The sequence below is a fragment of the Agrobacterium sp. InxBP2 genome (genome assembly GCF_026191755.1).
Lineage (GTDB): Bacteria > Pseudomonadota > Alphaproteobacteria > Rhizobiales > Rhizobiaceae > Agrobacterium > Agrobacterium pusense.
The window spans coordinates 48,893-69,464 of the sequence record NZ_JAINDY010000033.1 but is presented as its reverse complement, the minus strand read 5'-3'; the positions used below and the strand labels follow the sequence as shown (position 1 = coordinate 69,464).

Here is a 20,572-nt window from a genome sequence, read left to right as displayed (position 1 = left end):
AAATGAATTATGAAAATAGCCATGCGCATTACGCATAACAGCGGCGCATTTGGTCAACTTGCCGAATCCATGCTGCGCTGCGATATACGGCCATGTCTTGGGAGGAATTTCGGTTAAAGGAACCAAGGCAATGACCACTCGCTTCCGTCCGGTGCATTCCGGCTTTGAATCGCTCCGCCTGGCGGGCCTCGGCCCTCGCTCCAGTCAGGGCTACCATCGTTTCGGCGCAGCCGCTAACGAACAGTTGACCGCACGCGCTGCCATGCAGCAGGTCCGCGTGACGCGTCCCTCGGCAGTCTTCGCGGATTTCCGCGAGCGCTGAGAAACACTCAGGCCGGCTTACACTGGCTTACAGATATGATTGCGCGCTGGCGTCTTTCCTCGGGAAGGCGCCTTTTGCTTTTGTGGGTGTACGATCATAAGTCTCCGTCATGCCGGACCTGATCCGGCATCCAGCCAGCCCAAGTCCTTGGGCTGAAAGAACTCCTTCGCCGCGCGGACGCGCGTCGGCTGGATCCCGGCTCAAGGCCGGGATGACGGAAGCGGTTGCCCTGAAACACCGGCAATAGCGCTCCTCACCCCTGCGGCGTCGAGGCCTTGCGCGCCGCGCGTCGCGCCAATCCCAGCTGATGTTCACGGAAAATGATGAAGATGCCGGCCAGGATCACGATCGCCGTGCCGATGAGCATCGTCAGCGTGGGTATGTCTCCGAAAAGGACGTAGGAAACCACGATACCGAAGACGATGGAACTGTATTCGAAGGGCGCGATGACCGAGACCTCGGCGTGCCGGTAACTCTCCGTCAGGAAGATTTGCGCGACGCCGCCGCAGATGCCGCTGGTTATCAGAAGCAGGGTCTGCGTCACTGTCAGCACGCTCCAGCCGAAGGGAACGCTGATGAGCGACAGCAGGGTGGCGGTGAGCGAAAAATAAAGCACGATGGTTGGCGTCTTTTCCGTTTCCACCAGTTGCCGCACCTGGATCATCGCCAGCCCGCCAAGGGCGGCACCACACAGCACGGCAATGGCGCCCAGCCCCTCACCCGCGGCAAACCCGCCTTCCCTGAGAAGCGTCATCTTCGGCCAGAGAATGACCAGCACGCCGATCATGCCCACAAAGACTGCACTCCAGCGATAAATGCGCACCTTCTCATGCAGGATAAAGGCGGCAAAAACCACCGCGAGAAGTGGCGAGGCATAACCGATGGCGATGAATTCCGGCAGCGGCAGCATGGTCAGCCCGTAAAAGCCGCAGGCCATTGAGAGGATTCCAAGAAAACCGCGCTTGAAATGGCCGAGAAGATTGTTGGTGTGCAGCGCACTTGCGAGCGCATGCAGCCAGGCGAGGTAAACGACGATCGGAATGATGGCGAAAGCCGAACGAAAGAAGGTGATCTGGCCGGCCGGCACATCCCCCGCGGCCTTTATACAGGTCTGCATGACAAGAAAAAAGCCAACCGAAATCAGCTTCATGCTGATCCCGCGGAAGGGATTCATCGGTTCGGCGTTCATTAGCAGTTACTCATATCGGCTGCGCAGACACGCCATCGGGAGGTTTCATGCGGGGGAGACGACGCGGGGGAATTGGATTTGCGCAAGGCTAGAGCATTCCTCCGGCGCTTTACAACAAAAATTGTGATTTATCCCTGAATTCGGTTGATGGCGTGGAGAAATCGAAGCCTCGCAAGGCAGGCGCGAAGGCAAAAAGTGGCACGCGCTAAAATTTGAAGAAAATAAAATATAATTTCAGCAATCGTTCAACATTTGCTGCGATGGTCCGTTGGTCCGGCAGCGGGGAGGATCGTCTGCATGGCCGGCAAAGCCTTCCATGGCGGGACAGAATGTCCTCCGACGCGCACATGATCGTGACGAATATTCTACCCATTTTACATCCGGGCCTTATGACGACATGATGCCGGGAAGACCACGCAAAGTTATTCAGGGACAGTCATGCGAACAGACACGGGCCAGATCGTTCACCTGGCGGATTACCGCCCCACCGATTTCGTTCTGGAGCGGGTGGATCTCACCTTCGAACTCGACCCTAAAAATACCAAGGTCGAAGCCCGTCTGATCTTCCACCGGCGCGAAAGCGCCGACCGGCATGCACCGCTGGTTCTTGATGGCGACGAGCTGAAGCTTTCCAGCCTGCTGCTCGACCAGGTGGAGCTGCCCGCCGCTCAATATGAGGCCACACCGGACAGCCTGACCATCCGCGACCTTCCCGCTGAATCTCCCTTCGAGATCTGCGTCACCAATTACATCAACCCGCAGGTCAATACGCAGCTGATGGGGCTTTACCGCACCAATGGCGTTTATTGCACCCAATGCGAAGCGGAAGGTTTCCGCCGCATCACCTATTTCCCCGACCGTCCGGATGTTCTGGCGCCTTATACGGTGACGATCATCGCGGCAAAGGAAGGTAATCCGCTGCTGCTCTCGAACGGCAATTTCCTGGGCGGCGGCAATTACGACGAAGGCCGTCACTTCGCGGCCTGGTTCGATCCGCATCCGAAACCGAGCTACCTGTTCGCTCTCGTTGCCGGCGATCTCGGCGTGGTGGAAGATACTTTCACGACCATGTCCGGACGGGAAGTGGCACTGAAGATTTATGTCGAGCACGGCAAGGAGCCGCGCGCTGCCTATGCCATGGATGCGCTGAAGCGTTCGATGAAATGGGACGAAGAGCGCTTCGGCCGCGAATACGACCTCGACATCTTCATGATCGTCGCCGTGTCGGATTTCAACATGGGCGCGATGGAGAACAAGGGTCTCAACGTCTTCAACGACAAATTCGTGCTGGCCGACCCGGAAACCGCCTCGGATGCGGACTATGCCAATATCGAGCGCATCATTGCGCATGAATATTTCCACAACTGGACAGGCAATCGTATCACCTGCCGTGACTGGTTCCAGCTGTGCCTGAAAGAAGGCCTGACGGTCTATCGCGATCAGGAATTTTCCTCCGACATGCGCTCGCGGCCGGTGAAGCGCATTGCCGATGTGCGCCACCTGAAATCGGAGCAGTTCCCGGAGGATTCCGGTCCGCTGGCGCATCCGCCGCGCCCGGATACCTATCGCGAAATCAACAACTTCTACACGACGACCGTGTATGAAAAAGGTGCCGAAGTCACCCGCATGATCGCCACGATCCTCGGCGCTGAAGACTTCAAAAAGGGCATGGACCTCTATTTTGAACGTCATGACGGCGAAGCTGCAACGGTTGAGGATTTCGTCAGGAGCTTTGCCGATGCCAGCGGCCGCGATCTCTCGCAGTTTTCGCTATGGTACACCGAGGCCGGCACGCCGCTAGTCTCCGTTTCGTCCGCTTACGATGCCGGCAAGGCCACTTTCAGCTTGACGCTGGAACAGACGACCGCGCCGACCCCCGGCCAGCCGGTGAAGCAGCCACGCCACATTCCGCTTTCGCTGGCGCTGATCCTCGATAATGGTCAGATCGCCGAACCACAGGCCGTCGAAGGCGGCGAGTATCGCGACGGCGTACTTCATTTGACCCAGCGCAACCAGACCTTCTCCTTCTCTGGCATTTCCTCGCGGCCGGTGCTGTCGATCAACCGCAGCTTCTCCGCGCCGATCAACCTGCATTTCGAGCAGAATGCTGCCGACCTGGTGCAGATTGCCCGGCATGAGACGGATATGTTCGCGCGTTTCCAGGCGCTGACCGATCTCGCCCTGCCCGTGCTGATCGCCGCCACCAAGGCGGTGCAGAAAGGCGAAGACGTCCGCACCGATGCCGACCTGATCGCGACGCTCATCGAAATCATCGGCGACGACGCGCTTGAACCAGCATTCCGGGCGCAGGCACTCGCCCTGCCCAGCGAGACCGATATCGCCCGCGAACTCGGCGGAAACACGGATCCCGATGCCATCCACAAGGCGCGCAACGCCACGATCACGGCGATTGCGACAGCCGGCCAGGACACACTGCGGCGGCTTGCCGACGATGCTGCCAATGGCGAGGCCTACAGCCCCGATGCCGGAAGCGCCGGGCGGCGTTCACTGCGCAACGGTGCGCTGACCTTCCTCGCCTTTGCCGAGGGAACGCCGGAGCGGGCGGCGAAGGCCTATGCCGGCGCCACCAACATGACCGATCTCGCCCATGCACTCAGCGTGCTGACGCAGCGCTTCCCCGACAGTGCGGAAACGAAGGAAGCGCTTGCCGCTTTCGAAAAACGCTTCGCCGACAATGCACTGGTGCTCGACAAGTGGTTTTCGCTGCAGGCCGCCATTCCCGGCGAAGGCGCTCTTGATCGTATCAAGGCACTGATGAAATCGAAACATTTCATCGCCACCAATCCGAACCGGGTGCGTTCGCTCGTCGGCACGCTCGCCTTTTCCAATCCTACCGGCTTTCATCGTGCCGATGGCGCCGCCTATCGGTTCCTCGCAGAGCAGATCATCGCCATCGACAAACGCAATCCGCAGCTTGCCGCCCGCATTCTCACGTCCATGCGCTCCTGGCGCTCACTTGAGGCAAGCCGCGCCGACCATGCGAAAGCAGCGCTTTCCACCATTGCCGAGGCGAAAGGCCTCTCGACGGATGTAAGCGATATCGTCGGGCGTATCCTGAAGGGCTGACTTTCCGCCGAAGCTCCGACATTCTGACCCATTCCGCGACGCCGTCTTGATTTCCATCAAGGCGGCGTCGTGCATCATGCAGCATCCTTCGTGCGAAGGGCCGCGGTTGGCCCGGGATCAGACAGGAACCTCAGATGACGGATATGTCCAGAACAAGCGCTTCGTTTCAGCGTTTCATCAGCGATGCTCCAGACCATAAGGCGGCGTGGTTTCAGGCCGTGCAGGCTCTCGGGGCCGCGTCCACGCTCGACGTGAAGACACAGAGCCTGATCTACATCGGCATTCTTGCCGCCCTCCGCCTGGAAAGCGGCATCGGTTTTCATGTGATGGAAGCCAAGTCCCACGGTGCGAGCCGCGACGATATCATCAGCGCGGTGCTCACCGGTCTTCCTGCCGCCGGAAATGGCGTGATCAGCGCGCTTGGCCCTGCTCTCGATGCCTTCGACGGAGCCTGAACGTTACACGCGGCATTCTCAAGCAGCCGGAATTGAAGCGCCGGCTCACTGTTTTTCTTCATGAATCCCGCTTTTGCCGAAGCGGAAGCAGACTGTCCCGAAAAAATACGGAGTCGGTTCAAGGGGTTAAAATTCTTTTAACTTTTGCCTCTGGACAGGGCGAATCGCATTTGATTCATTAGAGATATTCGAGCGGCGGCGCTTCGAATCACGGGGACATCTAAAAGGCGGGACAATGACGAACGTGCGGCGGGCGACTGCGGGCGATGAGCGGCCGTATGCCAAATTTTCTGATCTAGCGGCCTGGGGCGAAAAGCTTTCCAGTGACCTGATGGGTTTGATGAGCGGCGCGGAACGGCCCATGCCGCAGGTCGAGACCCTGCTGAAGCGCCTCATTCCCATTCTCATCCTCGCATTTCTGGTGGTCGTGGCGGCCTCGCGCATGCTGGGCATCGTCGCCGAATACAGCCGCATGGAAGAAGCCGCCCGCCACTCCACGGCTTTGACGGCGCTGACCGCCAAGGCGGCCCTGCTGAACGACGGCACTGTTTTCACCTCGCAGGACCGCACCCGCGCCGAGGCAAGCCTTGTCGCCGCGTTGCCGCAGGGAAGTCTTGCCGATGGCACCATGGTGCTGCTGTCGGGCAGCAACGGTCGTATTTTTGCCGGTTCCGGCAAGGAGGCAATGCTTTACATTGGCACCTCCCTGCCTGCCCTGCTGCCGGAAATCGCCATCGTGCAGCGTTTCCCCGGCGCTCCCGGAACCATCGAGACCAATATAGACGGCCAGCAGCATTACGCGACGATGATCCCCTTCGGAAACGATGGTGCCATGGTCATCGCGGCGCGGTCCCTGCAGCCGATCCGCTCGTTCTGGCGCAGCGAAATCGCCATGAATGTCACGCTGTTCGCGGGCATTTCCTCCATCCTGCTCGTGGTGCTCTATGCCTATTACATGCAGGTGAAGCGCGCCCGCGATGCCGACGACATCTTCGCCGAATCCAACCTGCGGGTGGACACGGCGCTCTCGCGCGGCCGTTGCGGCCTGTGGGATTTCGACCTTTCCACCCGGCGCATGTTCTGGTCCGGTTCGCTTTACGAGATTCTCGGTATGCCGCCCAGGGCGACACCGCTCTCCTTCTCCGATGCGGCGCGAATGATGCATTCCGAAGACGGCAATCTCTATGAGCTCGCCCGGGCTGTCGGCTGCGGCAACCTGCGCCAGATCGACCAGATCTTCCGCATGCGCCACACCAAGGGCCATTATGTCTGGTTGCGCGCCCGCGCCCAGGTCATCCGCACCAATAATGGGCCGCGTGTCATCGGCATTGCAATGGATGTCACCGAACAGCACCGCCTTGCGCAGCGCTATGCCGAGGCCGACCAGCGCCTCGCCGACGCCATCGAATCCACGTCCGAAGCTTTCGTGCTGTGGGACAAGAACGACCGTCTCGTCATGTGCAACACCCATTACCAGAAGGCCTATGGCCTGCCGGACAGCGTGCTGGTGGCAGGCACGGAGAAATCCACGGTTTATGCCGCAGCAGCCCGGCCGGTCGTCGAACGTCGCGTTGCCGATCCCGATCAGTCCGGCCTGTCCCGCACCACGGAGGTGCAGCTTGCCGACGATCGCTGGCTGCAGATCAACGAACGCCGCACCCGCGATGGCGGCCTCGTCTCAGTCGGCACCGACATCACGCTTCTGAAGCGCCACCAGGAACGGCTGCGCGATTCCGAGCGGCGACTGATGGCCACCATCGGCGATCTCTCCGCCTCGCAGCACAAGCTGGAGCGCCAGAAGACCGAGCTTTCTGACGCCAACGCCAACTACCTTGCCGAAAAAGAGCGCGCCCAGGCCGCCAACCGGGCGAAATCGGAATTCCTTGCCAATATGAGCCATGAGCTGCGCACGCCGCTCAACGCCATCCTCGGCTTCTCCGAAATACTGCTAAACGAGATGTTCGGCCCCGTGGGTTCTCCCAAATATTCCGAATATGCGCGCGACATCCATGACAGTGGCAAACATCTGCTCAACGTCATCAACGATATTCTCGACATGTCGAAGATTGAGGCGGGCCATATGCGCATCAACCGCGAGACCATCGATCTCGCGCCGCTGATCGAAGAAACGCTGCGTCTGACCGCCATCCAGGCCGAACAGAAGAACATCACCGTGCAGCAGAAGGTCTGCGCCGGCCTCACCATGCAGGGCGACCGCCGCGCCATGAAGCAGATCATGCTCAACCTGCTCTCCAATGCCGTGAAATTCACCGGCGACGGCGGCAGCATTGCGCTGCGCACCCATGTGCATGAGGCTGCGATGATCCTCACCATCGCCGACACCGGTATCGGCATTCCGACACAGGCGCTGGAAAAGATCGGTCAGCCCTTTGAGCAGGTGCAGAGCCAATATGCCAAGAGCCAGGGCGGCTCCGGTCTCGGGCTTGCGATTTCCCGCTCGCTGGTGAAGCTGCATGGCGGAACGATGAAAATTCGTTCCTGTGAGGGGCGTGGCACGGTGGTGACGATTATTATTCCGCATGCGGCGGGGGTTTGTGGGACGGTGCATTGAAGCTTGGTGGGCGTGGTTCACCCCCCTCTGCCCTGCCGGGCATCTCCCCCACAGGTGGGGAGATAGATATGCGGCAAGGTTTTGCCCATCTCGACGTTAGAGAATGAAGTGGCGATAGCGCATCTTGCCGATCTCCCTCCTTGTGGGGGAGATGCCCGGCAGGGCAGAGGGGGGTAAGCCACACCCACCGACATCACCCCCCATTCTTCACCACCGCCACAAACGCCTTCCGCACCGCCTTCGCCAGCCGCTTCACCTCTCCCTCAAGCGTGGAAATATCAGGGCAATCACCTGCCCGGCACACGAGATCAGTGAGGCCCGCCGGCGCTTCCTTCGGATTGAACGCCCCATCGATACAAAGCCGAACGATCTGCGATATCTCGGTATAAAGCCCCATCGCCGCCATGCAGTCATCGAAGGCCTGCGGCTCCATGACCGGAGCGGCGAGCGCCTGAAGCGCTTCTGCCGTGTTGCGCCCCGGTTCGTGCGCGGCAAGCCCCTTCACCGGACCGACCAGCGCCAGATATTGCGCGATGAATTCGAGGTCGATCAGGCCGCCATTGATGAGCTTGAAGTCCCAATTATTTTCCGGCGGTTTTTCCTGCTCGATGAGGCTGCGCATTTCCAGCACATCGGCCGAGACCTTGGCCACATCCCGCTTTTGCGACAGGACGGAAGCAATGATGCGGCGCGCATCTTCCATTAGCGAGGCATCGCCGCAGATCAGGCGGGCGCGCGACAGCGCCATGTGCTCCCAGGTCCAGGCCTCCTCACGCTGGTATTTTTCGAAGGCGGAAATGCGGGTCGCCACCGGCCCCTTGTTGCCGGAGGGGCGAAGCCGCATGTCGACCTCGTAAAGCACGCCTTCTGCCGTCGGGGCCGACAGGGCGGCAATCAACCGCTGGGTGACGCGGGTGAAATAACGCACCACATCGAGCGGTTTTGCGCCGGTCGATTCATGGGCGGCATCATCATAATCGTAAAGCAGGATGAGATCGACATCCGATCCGGCCGTCAGCTCGAAGGAGCCGAGCTTGCCCATTCCCATCACGGCGACACGGCCGCCGGGATAGGGCCCATGTGCCGCCTCCATCTCCGCCAGCACCGCATTCAACGCCGCCTCGACCACCAGATCGGCAAGATGGGTGAAAGCACGGGCGGCGACTTCGCCACGGATCGCGCCGGTCAGAAGCCTGACGCCGATGAGGAAGCGCTGCTCGGCGGCAAAGATACGCAGCCGGTCGAGAATATCCTCGTAATGGCGGGCATTGGAGAGGAAACTGCCCATGCGGTGAGCGAGATAGTCGCGTGTCGGGATGTCGCTCATCAAAGCCGGGTCCAGCATGCCGTCAAAGACATGCGGGCGGGCGGCGATGATTTCGGCCAGACGCGGCGCGGAGGACATGATCGTTACCAGCAGGTCGAGCAGCGCCGGGTTGCTGCCGAGCAGCGAGAAAAGCTGGATGCCTGCCGGCAGGCCGGAGAGGAAATTGTCAAAGCGCAGCAGCGCCTCGTCGGCCCGCTTGCTCTCACCAAAGGCGCGCAGCAGGTCCGGCGTCAATTCCGTCAGCCGCTCGCGGGCCTCGACCGACTGCGTCGCCCGGTAACGGCCATTGTGCCAGGTGCGGATGACGCGGGAGATATCCTCCGGCCGCTCGAAACCGAGGGCGGAGAGCGTCTTTAACGTATCGGGATCGTCCTTCTGACCGGTGAACACCAGATTGCCGGCCTCGCCTGACAGTTTCACTTCCTGTTCGAACAGCGCCGAATAACGCCGCTCCACCAGCCGCAGCACCTCTTCCAGCTTTTCCGAGAAGGCCTTGGTATCCTCGAAACCCAGCATGAAGGCGATGCGCTTCAGTTCGGCTTCGGTATCGGGCAGCACATGGGTCTGCTCATCGCGCACCATCTGGATGCGATGTTCCACCTCGCGAAGGAACCAATAGGCATCCGTCAGGCTGTCACGGGTCTCGGCGTCGATCCATTTCGCCTCGGTCAGCGCCGCCAGCGCCTCCTGCGTTGCGCGCACCCGCAGCGCCGGCATTCGGCCGCCGGCGATCAGCTGCTGCGTCTGGGCGAAAAACTCGATCTCGCGGATGCCGCCGCGCCCGAGCTTGACATTGTGGCCCTTCACCGCAATCGCGCCGTGGCCCTTATGGGCGTGGATCTGCCGCTTGATGGAATGAATATCGGCAATCGCCGCATAATCGAGATATTTGCGGAAGATGAAGGGCGTGAGCTCGCGCAGGAAATTCTCACCCGCCTTGATATCACCCGCCACCGGCCGTGCCTTGATATAGGCAGCGCGCTCCCAGTTCTGGCCCCTGCCCTCGTAATAAAGCAGGGCCGCTTCCACGGGGATAGCGAGCGGTGTGGAGCCCGGGTCTGGCCGCAGCCGCAGATCGGTGCGGAAGACATAACCATCGGCCGTGCGCTCCTGCATGATGCGCACCAGACGGCGCATCATGCGTCCGAAATTCTCCGTCGCGTCGTAGGGGTCGTCCATGATCCCGGCGGAGGGTTCGAAAAACACCACGGCGTCGATATCGGAGGAATAGTTGAGTTCGCGGGCACCGAGCTTACCCATGCCGAGCACGATGAGGCCCGATCCTTCGCTGGGGGCGGCAACATCCTTCAGTTTCAGCTTGCCACTCTCATGGGCCGACAGCAGAAGGTGATCTATGGCGGCGGAGAGTGCTGCATCCGCCATGTCGCTCAGCCAGCGGGTCGTGTCACGCGCAGTGAAGATTCGGGCGAGATCGGCAAGTGCCGCGACGAAGGAGAGCCGCCGTTTGGCGATCCGGAGCCTCGACATTACCTCGTTTTCGCTCGGTATGCCGCCGTCCTCTCCCGGTTTCCAGCAATCGCGCGCCTGACGCACGAGATCGGCGAGCAGTGGTTCCAGAGGTTTTGAAATGGCCAGTGACACCAGCCCCTCATCGGCCGCCGCCATGTCGCGCAGGTAGGGGGAGAGCGTGAAGGCCGCGGCAACGAAGTCTTTCAGGGCGCTTTCGTCGGCAAGCAGCGCGGCCACCGCCGGCTCGCTTCTGCCGATGTCTTTCAGAGTGGAGAGCACGGATTTCAGCTCGGTCTGCGTATAGGGGCGGATCACGCCCGCCAGCACGTCGTTCAGCCGCCTTTCGGCGCTTTCCGGTTTCGTCAATGTTTCTCTCCCTCTCCCGAGCCCGATTGTCCGTCGGCCATACCGGATTTTCAGGACGGGCCGCTCTCCCACGGTAGCCATCCTGCCGTTGCATCACCGAAGCCTGCAGGCACATATCACCTGCGTTGTAACAAATGCGGCGCGCTTTGCGATCAGGAAAACCGCTTTTGCCGAATTTTCCGAAACCCTGCTGGCGCGACCACGGTTTCGGCGGCGCATCGCAACGCCGCGTAATGTCTCCGCAATTGTGCCCACGTAGCGTTCTCCTCAACGAAACCCGACTCCCCGGTTTTCAAACACGCGGTGCTGCAACGGATATGATCATGAAACAGATTTTTACAATGAAATGGCAAAAGAGCCTGTGCGCCATGGCGCTTTGCCTGACGGCGCTGCCTGTGGCACAAGCGGTCTACGCGCCGGTTTTCGCCGCCGATATCGGCAAATCGGACCGCATTGCCGATCCGCAGGCCGGTTTCGATAATTCCCGCTACAGCAGTTCCAGCGAGTGGAAAATCACGCTCGGTGTCGGCGCCGCCTATGCCCCGAAATATGAGGGGTCGGACAAGCTGGAGGCCGGCGCCGTGCCGCTGGTCTCCGTCGCCTATGGGGACATGTTGAGCATTGATTTCAGCGGCGTCACCGTCAACCTGCTGAACAGCAACGGCTTCCGGCTGGGAGTGAAAGGCGGCTGGGAGCCCGGGCGCAAGGAAAAGGACGACAGGAAAAACCTGCGCGGGATGGGCGATATCAAGGCAGGCGGCGTCATTGGCGGCGTTATCGCCTATGACGCTGAACCCTTCGAAATCTACGCCAAGGTCGACAAGACCATCAATGGCAGCGAGGGCCTGACAGCCTCGATCGGCGCCAGCGTTTCCCATAAGGTCGACCAGTTCATCCTCGGAGCGGACCTCTCCGCCACCTGGGCTGACGACAAGCACATGAAATCCTATTTCGGTGTGACCTCGGCGCAATCCGCCCGTTCGGGCCTGCGTCGCTTCGACGCCAAATCCGGCTTCAAGCGCGTCGACGCCAGCGCCTCCGTCACCTACCTGATGACCGAGAACTGGTCGATCACCGGCACCGGAGGCGTCGGTTTCCTGCTGGGCGATGCCAAGGACAGCCCGCTGTCCAAAAAAGATATCCAGCCGTTTGCGATGGTAGGCCTGGCCTACACATTCTAACGCGAGGATTGTCGTCTGGCGGGGCACAACTCCCCGCCGGAATACACTCGCCGGCTCTCTTCAGCGGCTATTGTCTGGAAAAACCATGGAGACTGTCAGCCCCGGGCAGGCGGTGTTGGAAGCGTCGGTGTCCGAAAGCTCCAGCGACCCGCCATGCAGTTCCATCACCGCTTCTACCAGCGACAGGCCAAGGCCCGTGCCGGGCTTGGAGCGGCTTTCATCCAGCCGCACGAAGCGTTTCAGCACCTCGCCGCGCTTGTCGGCAGGAATACCGGGACCATTATCGGCAACGGAAAGCAGGATTGCGCCAGGGGCCTTTGCCAGACGAACGACGAGTTTTTTGTCACCCTCGCCTTCGCAGGCATATTTCATGGCGTTGTCTATCAGGTTCGAAAGCGCCTGGCCGATCAATTCGCGGTTGCCCTTGACGATGAGGCCCTGTTCGATTTCGGTTTCCAGCGCGAGCCCCGCATCCTCGGCCACCGGCTCGTAGAGTTCGGCGCTGTCTTCGGCAATCGCCGAGACGTCCACTTCAGTCATTTCGGCGGCGATGGAACCGGCCTCGACACGGGAAATCATCAGCAGCGCATTGAAAGTGCGGATGAGCTGGTCGGACTCGGCGATAATGCCTTCAAGGGCTGCGCGGCGTTTCGTTTCGTCATCATCGTCCAGTGCCGCGGCGGCCTTGTTGCGCAAGCGCGTCAGCGGCGTCTTCAGGTCATGGGCGATATTGTCGGAAACCTGCCGCAGGCCTTCATTCAGCTTCTCGATGCGGCCCAGCATGGCGTTAAGCGAGCCGGACAGCCTGTCGAACTCATCGCCGGAGCGGCCCTGCGGCAGACGCTGCGAAAGGTCGCCGGCCATGATCTTCTTGGTTGCCGCCGACATGCGGTCGATGCGTTTCAGTGCATTGCGGCCGATGCCGAACCAGATCAGCAGGGCGCCGCCGCTCATGATGGCGAGCGCCACCATCAGGGCATTACGCACCAGGGCGCGGAATTTGGTCGGCTCGCCGAGGTCGCGGCCGATCAGGATGCGCAGCCCGTTGTCCAGAACGAAAACATTGGCCGTGGCAAGATGCTGCACGCTGTCGCCGCTCTCGGAATAACGCTCATAACGGAAGGGAAAGCCGGTCCAGCCTTCCTTGTCGAAAACACCGGGCTGCACGGAGGCGACGTTGCCGGCCAGAATTTCACCATTCGGGCCGGCAATGATGTAAAGGCTCGCTCCCGGCTGGCGGGCACGGCGCTCCATCATCCTCAGCAGCGGATTGATACCGCCGCGATTATAGATGCGCTGCACATCCGAGACTTCCTGCAGGACAGCGTCACGCGTCTGCTGGTTCAGCAGCCTTTCGGAAAGCGCAGTGACATAAAAAACAAGGAACGCCGCGCAGAGCGCAAACAGCAGGATATAGAGCGCCGAAAGGCGCACCGCTGTCGACCTGAACAATATTCTGAGGCGGGCCATTTTCGGCAATCAGCCCTCGTCCTTCATCATGTAGCCCGCGCCGCGAATGGTCTTCAGCAGCGGCTTCTCGAAGTCCTTCTCGATCTTCGAGCGCAGGCGGGAAACATGCACGTCGATGACATTGGTCTGCGGATCGAAATGGTAATCCCAGACATTTTCGAGAAGCATCGTGCGGGTCACCACCTGACCGGCATTCTTCATCAGATATTCCAGCAGGCGAAATTCGCGCGGCTGAAGGAGGATTTCCTTGCCACCCCGGCGCACATCGTGGGACAGGCGGTCCAATTCGAGATCGCCGACGCGATAGATCATGTCCTGCTCGGGCTTGCCCTTGCGGCGGCCAAGCACTTCGATACGGGCGAGCAGTTCGGAGAAGGCATAGGGTTTCGGCAGATAATCGTCACCGCCGGCACGCAGACCGGTCACGCGGTCATCCACCTGCCCCAGCGCCGAAAGGATAAGAACCGGCGTCTCGATGCCGCGGCGGCGCAGTTCGCTGATGACGGAAAGCCCGTCGCGGCGCGGCAACATGCGGTCGATCACCATGACGTCGTAGACATTCTCGCAGCCCATGAACAGGCCGCTTTCACCATCGCTGGCGTGGTCGGCGACAATCCCGGCTTCGCGGAACGCCTTGGTCATATAGGCCGCAGCCTCGAGGTCGTCTTCAATGACAAGAATCTTCATGTGCGGGACAATAGCGCCCTCGCCCTTTTCCGCACAACCGGAAACAGATGCGACAGACATTTCCTGAACCTTGTTTTCCATGAGGTTTCCTCCGCGATACTGCCTGGACCGGCGTTGCGGGTCCTTTCTTCTCCCCGCCGGGGAAGGGTCGGATGAGGGGGCAAGCGCGCAGTCTATCGCTACCCTTGCCCCCTCATCCCGCCGCCGCGACCTTCTCCCCCTCGGGGAGAAGAAACAAGTGGCACGCGCTCACTCCATAAGTTCTGCCTCGTCCTATAGGCGAGACACATTCCTTAGCGACGCCGGCTCCCGAAAGAACCGGCATCGCCTTTCAGCCTATCAACCCTGGTCGATATCCAGAGCGATGAAGCGGCTGCCGTCATCCGTCTGGATCTGGAACAGCGCCTTGGAGCGTCCGTCCTTTTTCGCCTGCTCGAGGATCTTCTCGATATCGGCGGCGGATGCGACCTGCTGGTTGTTGACCGAGGTGATCTTCTCACCCGTCTTCAGGCCACGGGCAGCGGCATCGCTGTCAGGGTCGACATCGGTGATGGCAAGCCCGTTGCCGTCATCGGCGGGGGCCACCGTCAGGCCGAGGCTGGACAGCACCTTCTCGCTGGAAGACTGACCGCCCTTATCGTCGTTCTGGCTCGGGGTCGCCTTGGAGGCATCGTCGCTGGCGAGATCACCGAGCGTCACCGTGACCGACTGAGACTTGCCACCGCGCCACAGCGAGATTTCCACCTTGCTGTTCGGCGCCATGCCGCCGATGCGGCGTGACAGGTCGCGGGCATCCTTGACGGGTTCGCCGTTGACGGCAGTGATGATGTCACCCTGCTTGATGCCTGCCTTGTCGCCCGGCGAGCCGGACTGCGGCGAAACGACCAGGGCGCCCTTGGCTTCGGAAAGGCCGAGCGATTCGGCGATATCCTTGCTGACGGGCTGGATCTGCACGCCGAGCCAGCCGCGCTCTACCTTGCCGTCCTTCTGCAGGTCGGCGATCACGTCCTTGGCGACCGATGCCGGAATGGCGAAGGCGATGCCGACATTGCCGCCCGAGGGCGAGAAGATGGCGGTGTTGATGCCAACCACTTCACCGTTGAGGTTGAAGGCGGGACCGCCCGAGTTGCCGCGGTTCACGGCGGCGTCGATCTGCAGGTAGTCGTCATAGGGGCCGGAGCCGATATCACGGCCACGGGCCGAGATAATGCCGGAAGTCACCGTGCCGCCAAGGCCGAAGGGGTTGCCAACGGCGACGACCCAGTCACCGACGCGGATCTTGCTGTCATCGGCAAACTGAACGTAGGTGAACTTGCGGTTCACATCGACCTTGAGGAGTGCCAGATCGGTGCGCGGATCGCGGCCGACGAGCTTGGCGTCGAGTTCGGTGCCATCATTCATCACGATCGTATAGGCGGAGCCGTCATCGACGACGTGGTTGTTGGTGACGATGTAACCATCTTCGGAAATGAAGAAGCCGGAGCCCTGAGCGACGGGGCGCAGCGGACCCTTGCCGTCACGGTGGCGATTGGGGCCGCGGTCGGAGCGATCCTGGTTCGGGCCGCCGAATTCCTTGAAGAAGCGCTTGAGCGGATGGTCATCCGGAAGCTGGTCAAGGCCACGGCCACCGAAATTAAAGGAGAAATTGCTGGAATCATCGGAAGCGGGCTGCACGTTCGACTGAACGCGAACGGAGACGACGGCGGGCGATACCGCATCGACCACATTGGCGAAGCTCGGAACCTGCGGCGCAGTTACCTCGACTGGGGCGGCAAAAGAGTGGAGGATAGGTGCGGCGATGCCGGTGGAAAGCATCAGCGCCGCAAGGCCGCCAACCGTCGTGGCCTTCAGGGCTGTCTTCAGCGAGGAATGGCCGTTTTGCGAATGAGACATGGTGTACCTTCTTTCTTCATTCAGACTGGAACCCGTGTGACCGGGGAAGCGGTGGATGATGAAGATATAGGAGGCGACACCTTACGGCGAAGTGTCTGAGGAATGAAAAATCCGTAATGTTGAGAAAGAACCGTGGGAAAAAATGAAAAACAGTTATTTTTCAATGAGGTTGCGAATTCTTTCTTCTTCATCCGCGCTCAGTTTTTGTGGCTGTTCAAGGGTGGCGCGGCGACGCGAAAAGACGAAGACGGCGAAAATTCCCACAAGGGTGAGGCCGATGGGTGCGCCCCACAAAAGCACGGTGCGCAGGCTGAGGCGCGGTTTGAGAAGCACGAATTCGCCATAGCGCGACACGACATAGTCGATGACCGCCTTATCGCTGTCACCCTCGACCAGCCGTTCGCGCACCAGAACGCGCAGGTCACGCGCCAGTTCGGCGTTGCTGTCATCGATCGACTGGTTCTGGCATACCATGCAGCGAAGCTGGGAGGTGAGGTTGCGGGCTCGCTGTTCGAGCACGGGGTCCTTGAGGACTTCATCCGGGTTGAAGGCGGAAGCGGGAGATGCTGAGACAAGCACAGCGAAGAGAAGCAGAAAACCCGCCAGCATCCGAGGCAATCCCGAAAGAGTGCGGCGCATTTCTTCTCCCCGCCGGGGAGAAGGTGGCCCGAAGGGTCGGATGAGGGGGCCCACGCCAGCCATAAGTCTCAGTGTATGCGGCTTCCCCCTCATCGCCTGGCTTTGCTCGGCACTTCTCCCCGTGGGGGAGAAGACACCTGCCGCACGCTCCACACTCATTCCGCCGCCTCCGGCATTGCAGCCCGCACCGGCTTCGCCTTGCGATTCGGCGCCCCCACTCTCAATCGCCGGTCCGAGAGAGAAATGAACCCGCCCGCCATCATGAACAGCGTGCCGCCCCAGATGCACAGGATGAAGGGTTTCCACCAGATGCGCACCACCATGCCGCCATCGGCCATGGGGTCACCAAGCGAGACATAGAGCTGGCTGAGACCGAAGGTCAGGATGCCGGCTTCCGTCGTCGGCATGCGCCGGGCCGTGTAAAGCCGCTTGGACGACCAGACATCCGCAACTTCCACGCCTGCCTTGCGTACGGTGAAATGGCCGCGATCCTCGGTGAAGTTCGGTCCGACGGCGTGGCGGATGCCGTCGAAGGTCAGGCTGTAGCCGCCCGCTTCCGCCGCCATGCCCTCTTTCATTTCCAGCACCGTCTCGGTCTCGAAAGTGGTGACGATGACGATGCCGAGAACGGTGATTCCAAGACCCATATGCGCCAGCGCCGTGCCGAAGGCCGAGCGCGGCAGGCCCTTGAGGCGGCGAAACGCAATACCGAAAGCGAGCTTGCCGAAATTGGCGCGATACCAGAGATCGGCAAATGCGCCGAGGATCAGCCAGAAACCGGCAGCGATGCCGAGTGCGGCCAGTACCGGACCGCCGTTTTCAATGTACCAGAGCGTCAGTCCCGCCAGAGCGGCGAGCGCTGCCGCCACATAGAGCCGCTGGAATGCGCCCAGGAGATCGCCGCGTTTCCAGGCGAGCATCGGCCCAAACGGGGTGACGATCAGGATCGGGATCATCAGGAGGCCGAAGGTGAGATTGAAGAAAGGCGCGCCGACCGAGATTTTTTCGCCTGTCAGCGTTTCCAGAATGAGCGGATAGAGCGTGCCGATCAGCACGGTCGCGGTGGAGACCGTCAGGATCAGGTTGTTGAGAACCAGCGATCCCTCACGCGAAATCGGCGCAAACAGCCCGCCGGCTTTGAGCGACGGCGCACGCCATGCAAAGAGCGCGAAGGCGCCGCCGATGAAGACGGTCAGAATGCCGAGAATGAAGATGCCGCGGCTCGGATCGGTGGCGAAGGCATGCACGGAGGTGAGAACACCGGAGCGAACGAGGAAGGTGCCGAGCAGCGAGAGCGAAAAGGTCATGATCGCCAGAAGCACGGTCCAGATTTTCAGCGCCTCGCGCTTTTCCATGACCAGCGCCGAATGCAGCAGCGCGGTGCCGGCAAGCCACGGCATGAAGGAGGCGTTTTCCACCGGGTCCCAGAACCACCAGCCGCCCCAGCCGAGTTCGTAATAGGCCCAGTAGGAACCCATGGAGATGCCAGCGGTCAGGAAGGTCCAGGCGGCGAGCGTCCATGGCCGCACCCATCGCGCCCAGGCGGCATCGATACGGCCTTCCAGCAATGCGGCAACGGCGAAGGAGAAGCAGACGGAAAAGCCGACATAACCGAGGTAAAGCAGCGGTGGATGAATGGCGAGGCCGAAATCCTGAAGGATGGGGTTCAGATCCTGCCCTTCGGCCGGCACCGGCTCCAGCCGCAGAAACGGATTGGAGGTGAGCAGGATGAACAGCAGGAAGGCGACGGAAATCCATGCCTGCACGGCAAGAACATTGGCTTTGAGCGTTTCCGGCAGGTTGCGGCCGAAGGTGGCGACGAGCGCGCTGAAAAACACGAGGATGAGCAGCCAAAGCAGCATGGAGCCTTCGTGATTGCCCCATACACCGGTCAGCTTGTAGATCATCGGCATCAGCGAATGGGAGTTTTCCCAGACGTTGCGCACGGAAAAATCCGAGACGGCATAGGCCCGCGTCAGCGCCGCAAAGGACAAACCAACGAGCAGGAACATCAGCACCGAGCCGAGCGAAGCGATGTCCATCAGTGCCCGGTCGTTGCGGCACGCGCCAATGACCGGCAGCGTGGACACGATCAGCCCCACGCCAAGCGCCAGGACCAGAACGTAATGGCCGATCTCGTTGATCATTTGGTTGCTCCGGTCTTGTCAGTCGAAGCCGTGCCGGCGGCCGGCGTTGCGGCCGCGGGTTTCTCTCCCTCTGCGCCTTGCTGCCACAGACCCTTGTCCTTCAGCCGGTCGGCAACTTCCTTCGGCATGTAGTTCTCGTCGTGTTTGGCAAGCACGCTGTCGGCCACGAAACCGTGGGTCGCGGCATCGAACATGCCTTCGGTCACCACGCCCTGCCCTTCGCGGAAGAGATCGGGCAGGATGCCGGTATAGCTGACCGGCACGGTCGCTTCGCCATCCGTCACCGTGAAGCTCACCGTGCGGCCCTCGCCGCGCTTGATCGACCCTTCCGCCACCAGCCCGCCAAGGCGGATGCGCGTGCCGGGGTTGACGGGCGTTTTTTCCAGATCGGCCGGCATGTAGAAATAGGCGATGGACTGGCCGAAGGCGAACATGACCAGCAGCACGGCCGCCACGATGAAGCTCATGCCGCCGCCGATGATCGCGAGTCGTTTCTGTTTGCGGGTCATTGTGTCACTCCCTGCGGCGCGGCATCCTGTTTCCCGTTCATGCGGATCGGTCCGGCGGAAACGCCGAGTTCCTTCGCCAGCGCCAGAAGCTGCCTGCCCTGCTCACCCTCCGGCGGAAAAGCTTTCAGCCCCGCCCGCAGCGCCTCTCCGGCCTTGGCTTCGTTCTTCAGCACGGAATAGGCACGCACGAGCCGCATCCACCCTTCGAAATCGGCCGGGTTATCCTTCAGCTTGGCGTCAAGGCTCGCCACCATACCTTCAATCATCGCCTGCCGGTCGGTCGCCGTCATGTCTTTTGCCGCCGCCATGTCCTCGGCCGTCGGGCCGGGTGCGGCAGGCTTCGTTTCGCCGCCAGTCCGGGCAATATGCTCGCGCACCAGGGGCAGCCATGGCGCGCCAGCCGGGGCGTCTGCCGCCAGCTGAGTGAAGGCCGCGCGTGCTTCCTCCGCCTTGCCGGCCTGTTCCAGCGACAGCGCGAGATAGAAGCGGGCACGCGGGTTGCCGGGTTTAAGCTTTTCCGCCTCGGCAAATGCATCCCGCGCCGCCTCAATGACGATACCGTCATTGCCGGCCACGAGCGTTTCGCCAAGGCCCGTCAATCGTTCGGCGCTCGGGCCCAGAATGCGAAGCGCATTGCGATAGGCGAGCTCGGCGTCGCCAAGCCGCTGCATCTTGAAATAGATCGGCGCCAGAATGTCCCAGCCCGCGCCATCATCCGGGTTCTGCGCCAGATGCCTTTCGGCCCTTGCGACCAGCATATTCATGTCGTTGCCGGGCTTTTCAAGGCGTGCCTCGAGCGGCATGTCCGGCACCTCCGGACTGCCGTTCCAGATGTAAAGACAGAGACCCAGCGCCGGCAACAGAATGGTGATCAGGCTGGCGGCGAGATTGTGCCGGCGCGGCCGGGTTTCTTTGCCGGGTTGCTCTTCCGCTTCGGCGGCGGCAAGCAGACGGCGGCCGATTTCGGCGCGGGCATAATCCGCCTCGGTCTGCCCGATCAGGCCGGCGGCGCGCTCGCGGTCCAGTTCGGCCAGCTGGTCACGATAAACGGCAACCTCACCGTCACGGCGCGTCTGCGGCGCCTCGGTCTTCCGCATCAGCGGGTACATCAGGACGATGGCAACAGCCGCCGTCAATATCGCAACGACAATCCAGAACATAAGGCTCAATTACTCGAATGCGCGGCACATGGAAACATGAAGCGCAGGGATGACGCGAATTTGAGACATCACGCCGCACCGCAGGCCGTTCCCCCGGC

14 protein-coding genes are annotated in these 20,572 nt (G+C 61.2%); 5 read left to right on the top strand and 9 right to left on the bottom strand.

Annotation, left to right across the window (positions count from 1 at the left end; genetic code table 11):
- The first annotated feature begins 130 nt into the window (after positions 1–130).
- Positions 131–322 (top strand): hypothetical protein, encoded by a 192-nt coding sequence (locus tag K7A42_RS18210; protein ID WP_004440829.1) that lies wholly within the window; start codon positions 131–133, stop codon positions 320–322.
- A 253-nt stretch (positions 323–575) separates the two neighbouring features.
- Here K7A42_RS18210 and K7A42_RS18205 read toward each other — a convergent pair whose 3' ends face one another.
- Complete coding sequence (locus tag K7A42_RS18205) at positions 576–1,511, bottom strand: DMT family transporter (protein WP_004440828.1); 936 nt, start codon at positions 1,509–1,511, stop codon at positions 576–578.
- A gap of 438 nt (positions 1,512–1,949) precedes the next feature.
- On the opposite strand from K7A42_RS18205, the gene pepN reads away from it, so the two are divergent.
- The 3 genes from pepN (at position 1,950) to K7A42_RS18190 (ending at position 7,625) form a co-directional block, all read left to right on the top strand.
- Positions 1,950–4,598 carry an aminopeptidase N gene (gene pepN, locus K7A42_RS18200; protein ID WP_004440825.1) on the top strand — a complete coding sequence of 883 codons (2,649 nt, stop codon included), beginning with the start codon at positions 1,950–1,952 and terminating at the stop codon, positions 4,596–4,598.
- A gap of 134 nt (positions 4,599–4,732) precedes the next feature.
- On the top strand, positions 4,733–5,053 hold the full coding sequence (locus K7A42_RS18195) for a carboxymuconolactone decarboxylase family protein (RefSeq protein ID WP_004440823.1): 321 nt from the start codon (positions 4,733–4,735) through the stop codon (positions 5,051–5,053).
- 235 nt (positions 5,054–5,288) lie between these two features.
- The gene (locus K7A42_RS18190) at positions 5,289–7,625 is read left to right on the top strand and encodes a PAS domain-containing sensor histidine kinase (RefSeq protein ID WP_282455673.1); all 2,337 of its coding nucleotides are present in this window, start codon (positions 5,289–5,291) and stop codon (positions 7,623–7,625) included.
- A gap of 193 nt (positions 7,626–7,818) precedes the next feature.
- Here K7A42_RS18190 and K7A42_RS18185 read toward each other — a convergent pair whose 3' ends face one another.
- Positions 7,819–10,788, bottom strand: coding sequence for a bifunctional [glutamine synthetase] adenylyltransferase/[glutamine synthetase]-adenylyl-L-tyrosine phosphorylase (locus K7A42_RS18185; protein ID WP_282455672.1), 2,970 nt, complete (start codon positions 10,786–10,788; stop codon positions 7,819–7,821).
- A 317-nt stretch (positions 10,789–11,105) separates the two neighbouring features.
- On the opposite strand from K7A42_RS18185, the gene K7A42_RS18180 reads away from it, so the two are divergent.
- Positions 11,106–11,969: a MipA/OmpV family protein gene (locus K7A42_RS18180; RefSeq protein ID WP_322784287.1), complete on the top strand. Its 864-nt coding sequence runs from the start codon at positions 11,106–11,108 to the stop codon at positions 11,967–11,969.
- 60 nt (positions 11,970–12,029) lie between these two features.
- Here the strand turns inward: K7A42_RS18180 and K7A42_RS18175 are convergent, their stop codons facing one another.
- From K7A42_RS18175 to ccmI, 7 genes are all read right to left on the bottom strand, one after another.
- Positions 12,030–13,439 carry a sensor histidine kinase gene (locus K7A42_RS18175; RefSeq protein ID WP_037091522.1) on the bottom strand — a complete coding sequence of 470 codons (1,410 nt, stop codon included), beginning with the start codon at positions 13,437–13,439 and terminating at the stop codon, positions 12,030–12,032.
- A gap of 9 nt (positions 13,440–13,448) precedes the next feature.
- Positions 13,449–14,207: a response regulator transcription factor gene (locus tag K7A42_RS18170; RefSeq protein ID WP_004440811.1), complete on the bottom strand. Its 759-nt coding sequence runs from the start codon at positions 14,205–14,207 to the stop codon at positions 13,449–13,451.
- Between the two features lie 258 nt (positions 14,208–14,465).
- On the bottom strand, positions 14,466–16,019 hold the full coding sequence (locus tag K7A42_RS18165; protein ID WP_022555870.1) for a Do family serine endopeptidase: 1,554 nt from the start codon (positions 16,017–16,019) through the stop codon (positions 14,466–14,468).
- A gap of 153 nt (positions 16,020–16,172) precedes the next feature.
- Positions 16,173–16,628 carry a cytochrome c-type biogenesis protein CcmH gene (locus K7A42_RS18160; protein WP_034495871.1) on the bottom strand — a complete coding sequence of 152 codons (456 nt, stop codon included), beginning with the start codon at positions 16,626–16,628 and terminating at the stop codon, positions 16,173–16,175.
- 185 nt (positions 16,629–16,813) lie between these two features.
- A complete protein-coding gene (locus tag K7A42_RS18155) occupies positions 16,814–18,805 on the bottom strand; it encodes a heme lyase CcmF/NrfE family subunit (protein ID WP_282455670.1) in 1,992 nt (663 codons plus the stop codon).
- Entirely contained in the window at positions 18,802–19,314 is a 513-nt protein-coding gene (ccmE, locus tag K7A42_RS18150; RefSeq protein ID WP_004440798.1) for a cytochrome c maturation protein CcmE, read from the bottom strand. The genes K7A42_RS18155 and ccmE overlap by 4 nt, the downstream gene beginning before the upstream one ends.
- Positions 19,311–20,474 (bottom strand): c-type cytochrome biogenesis protein CcmI, encoded by a 1,164-nt coding sequence (ccmI, locus tag K7A42_RS18145; protein WP_282455855.1) that lies wholly within the window; start codon positions 20,472–20,474, stop codon positions 19,311–19,313. The genes ccmE and ccmI overlap by 4 nt, the downstream gene beginning before the upstream one ends.
- Positions 20,475–20,572 lie beyond the last annotated feature (98 nt).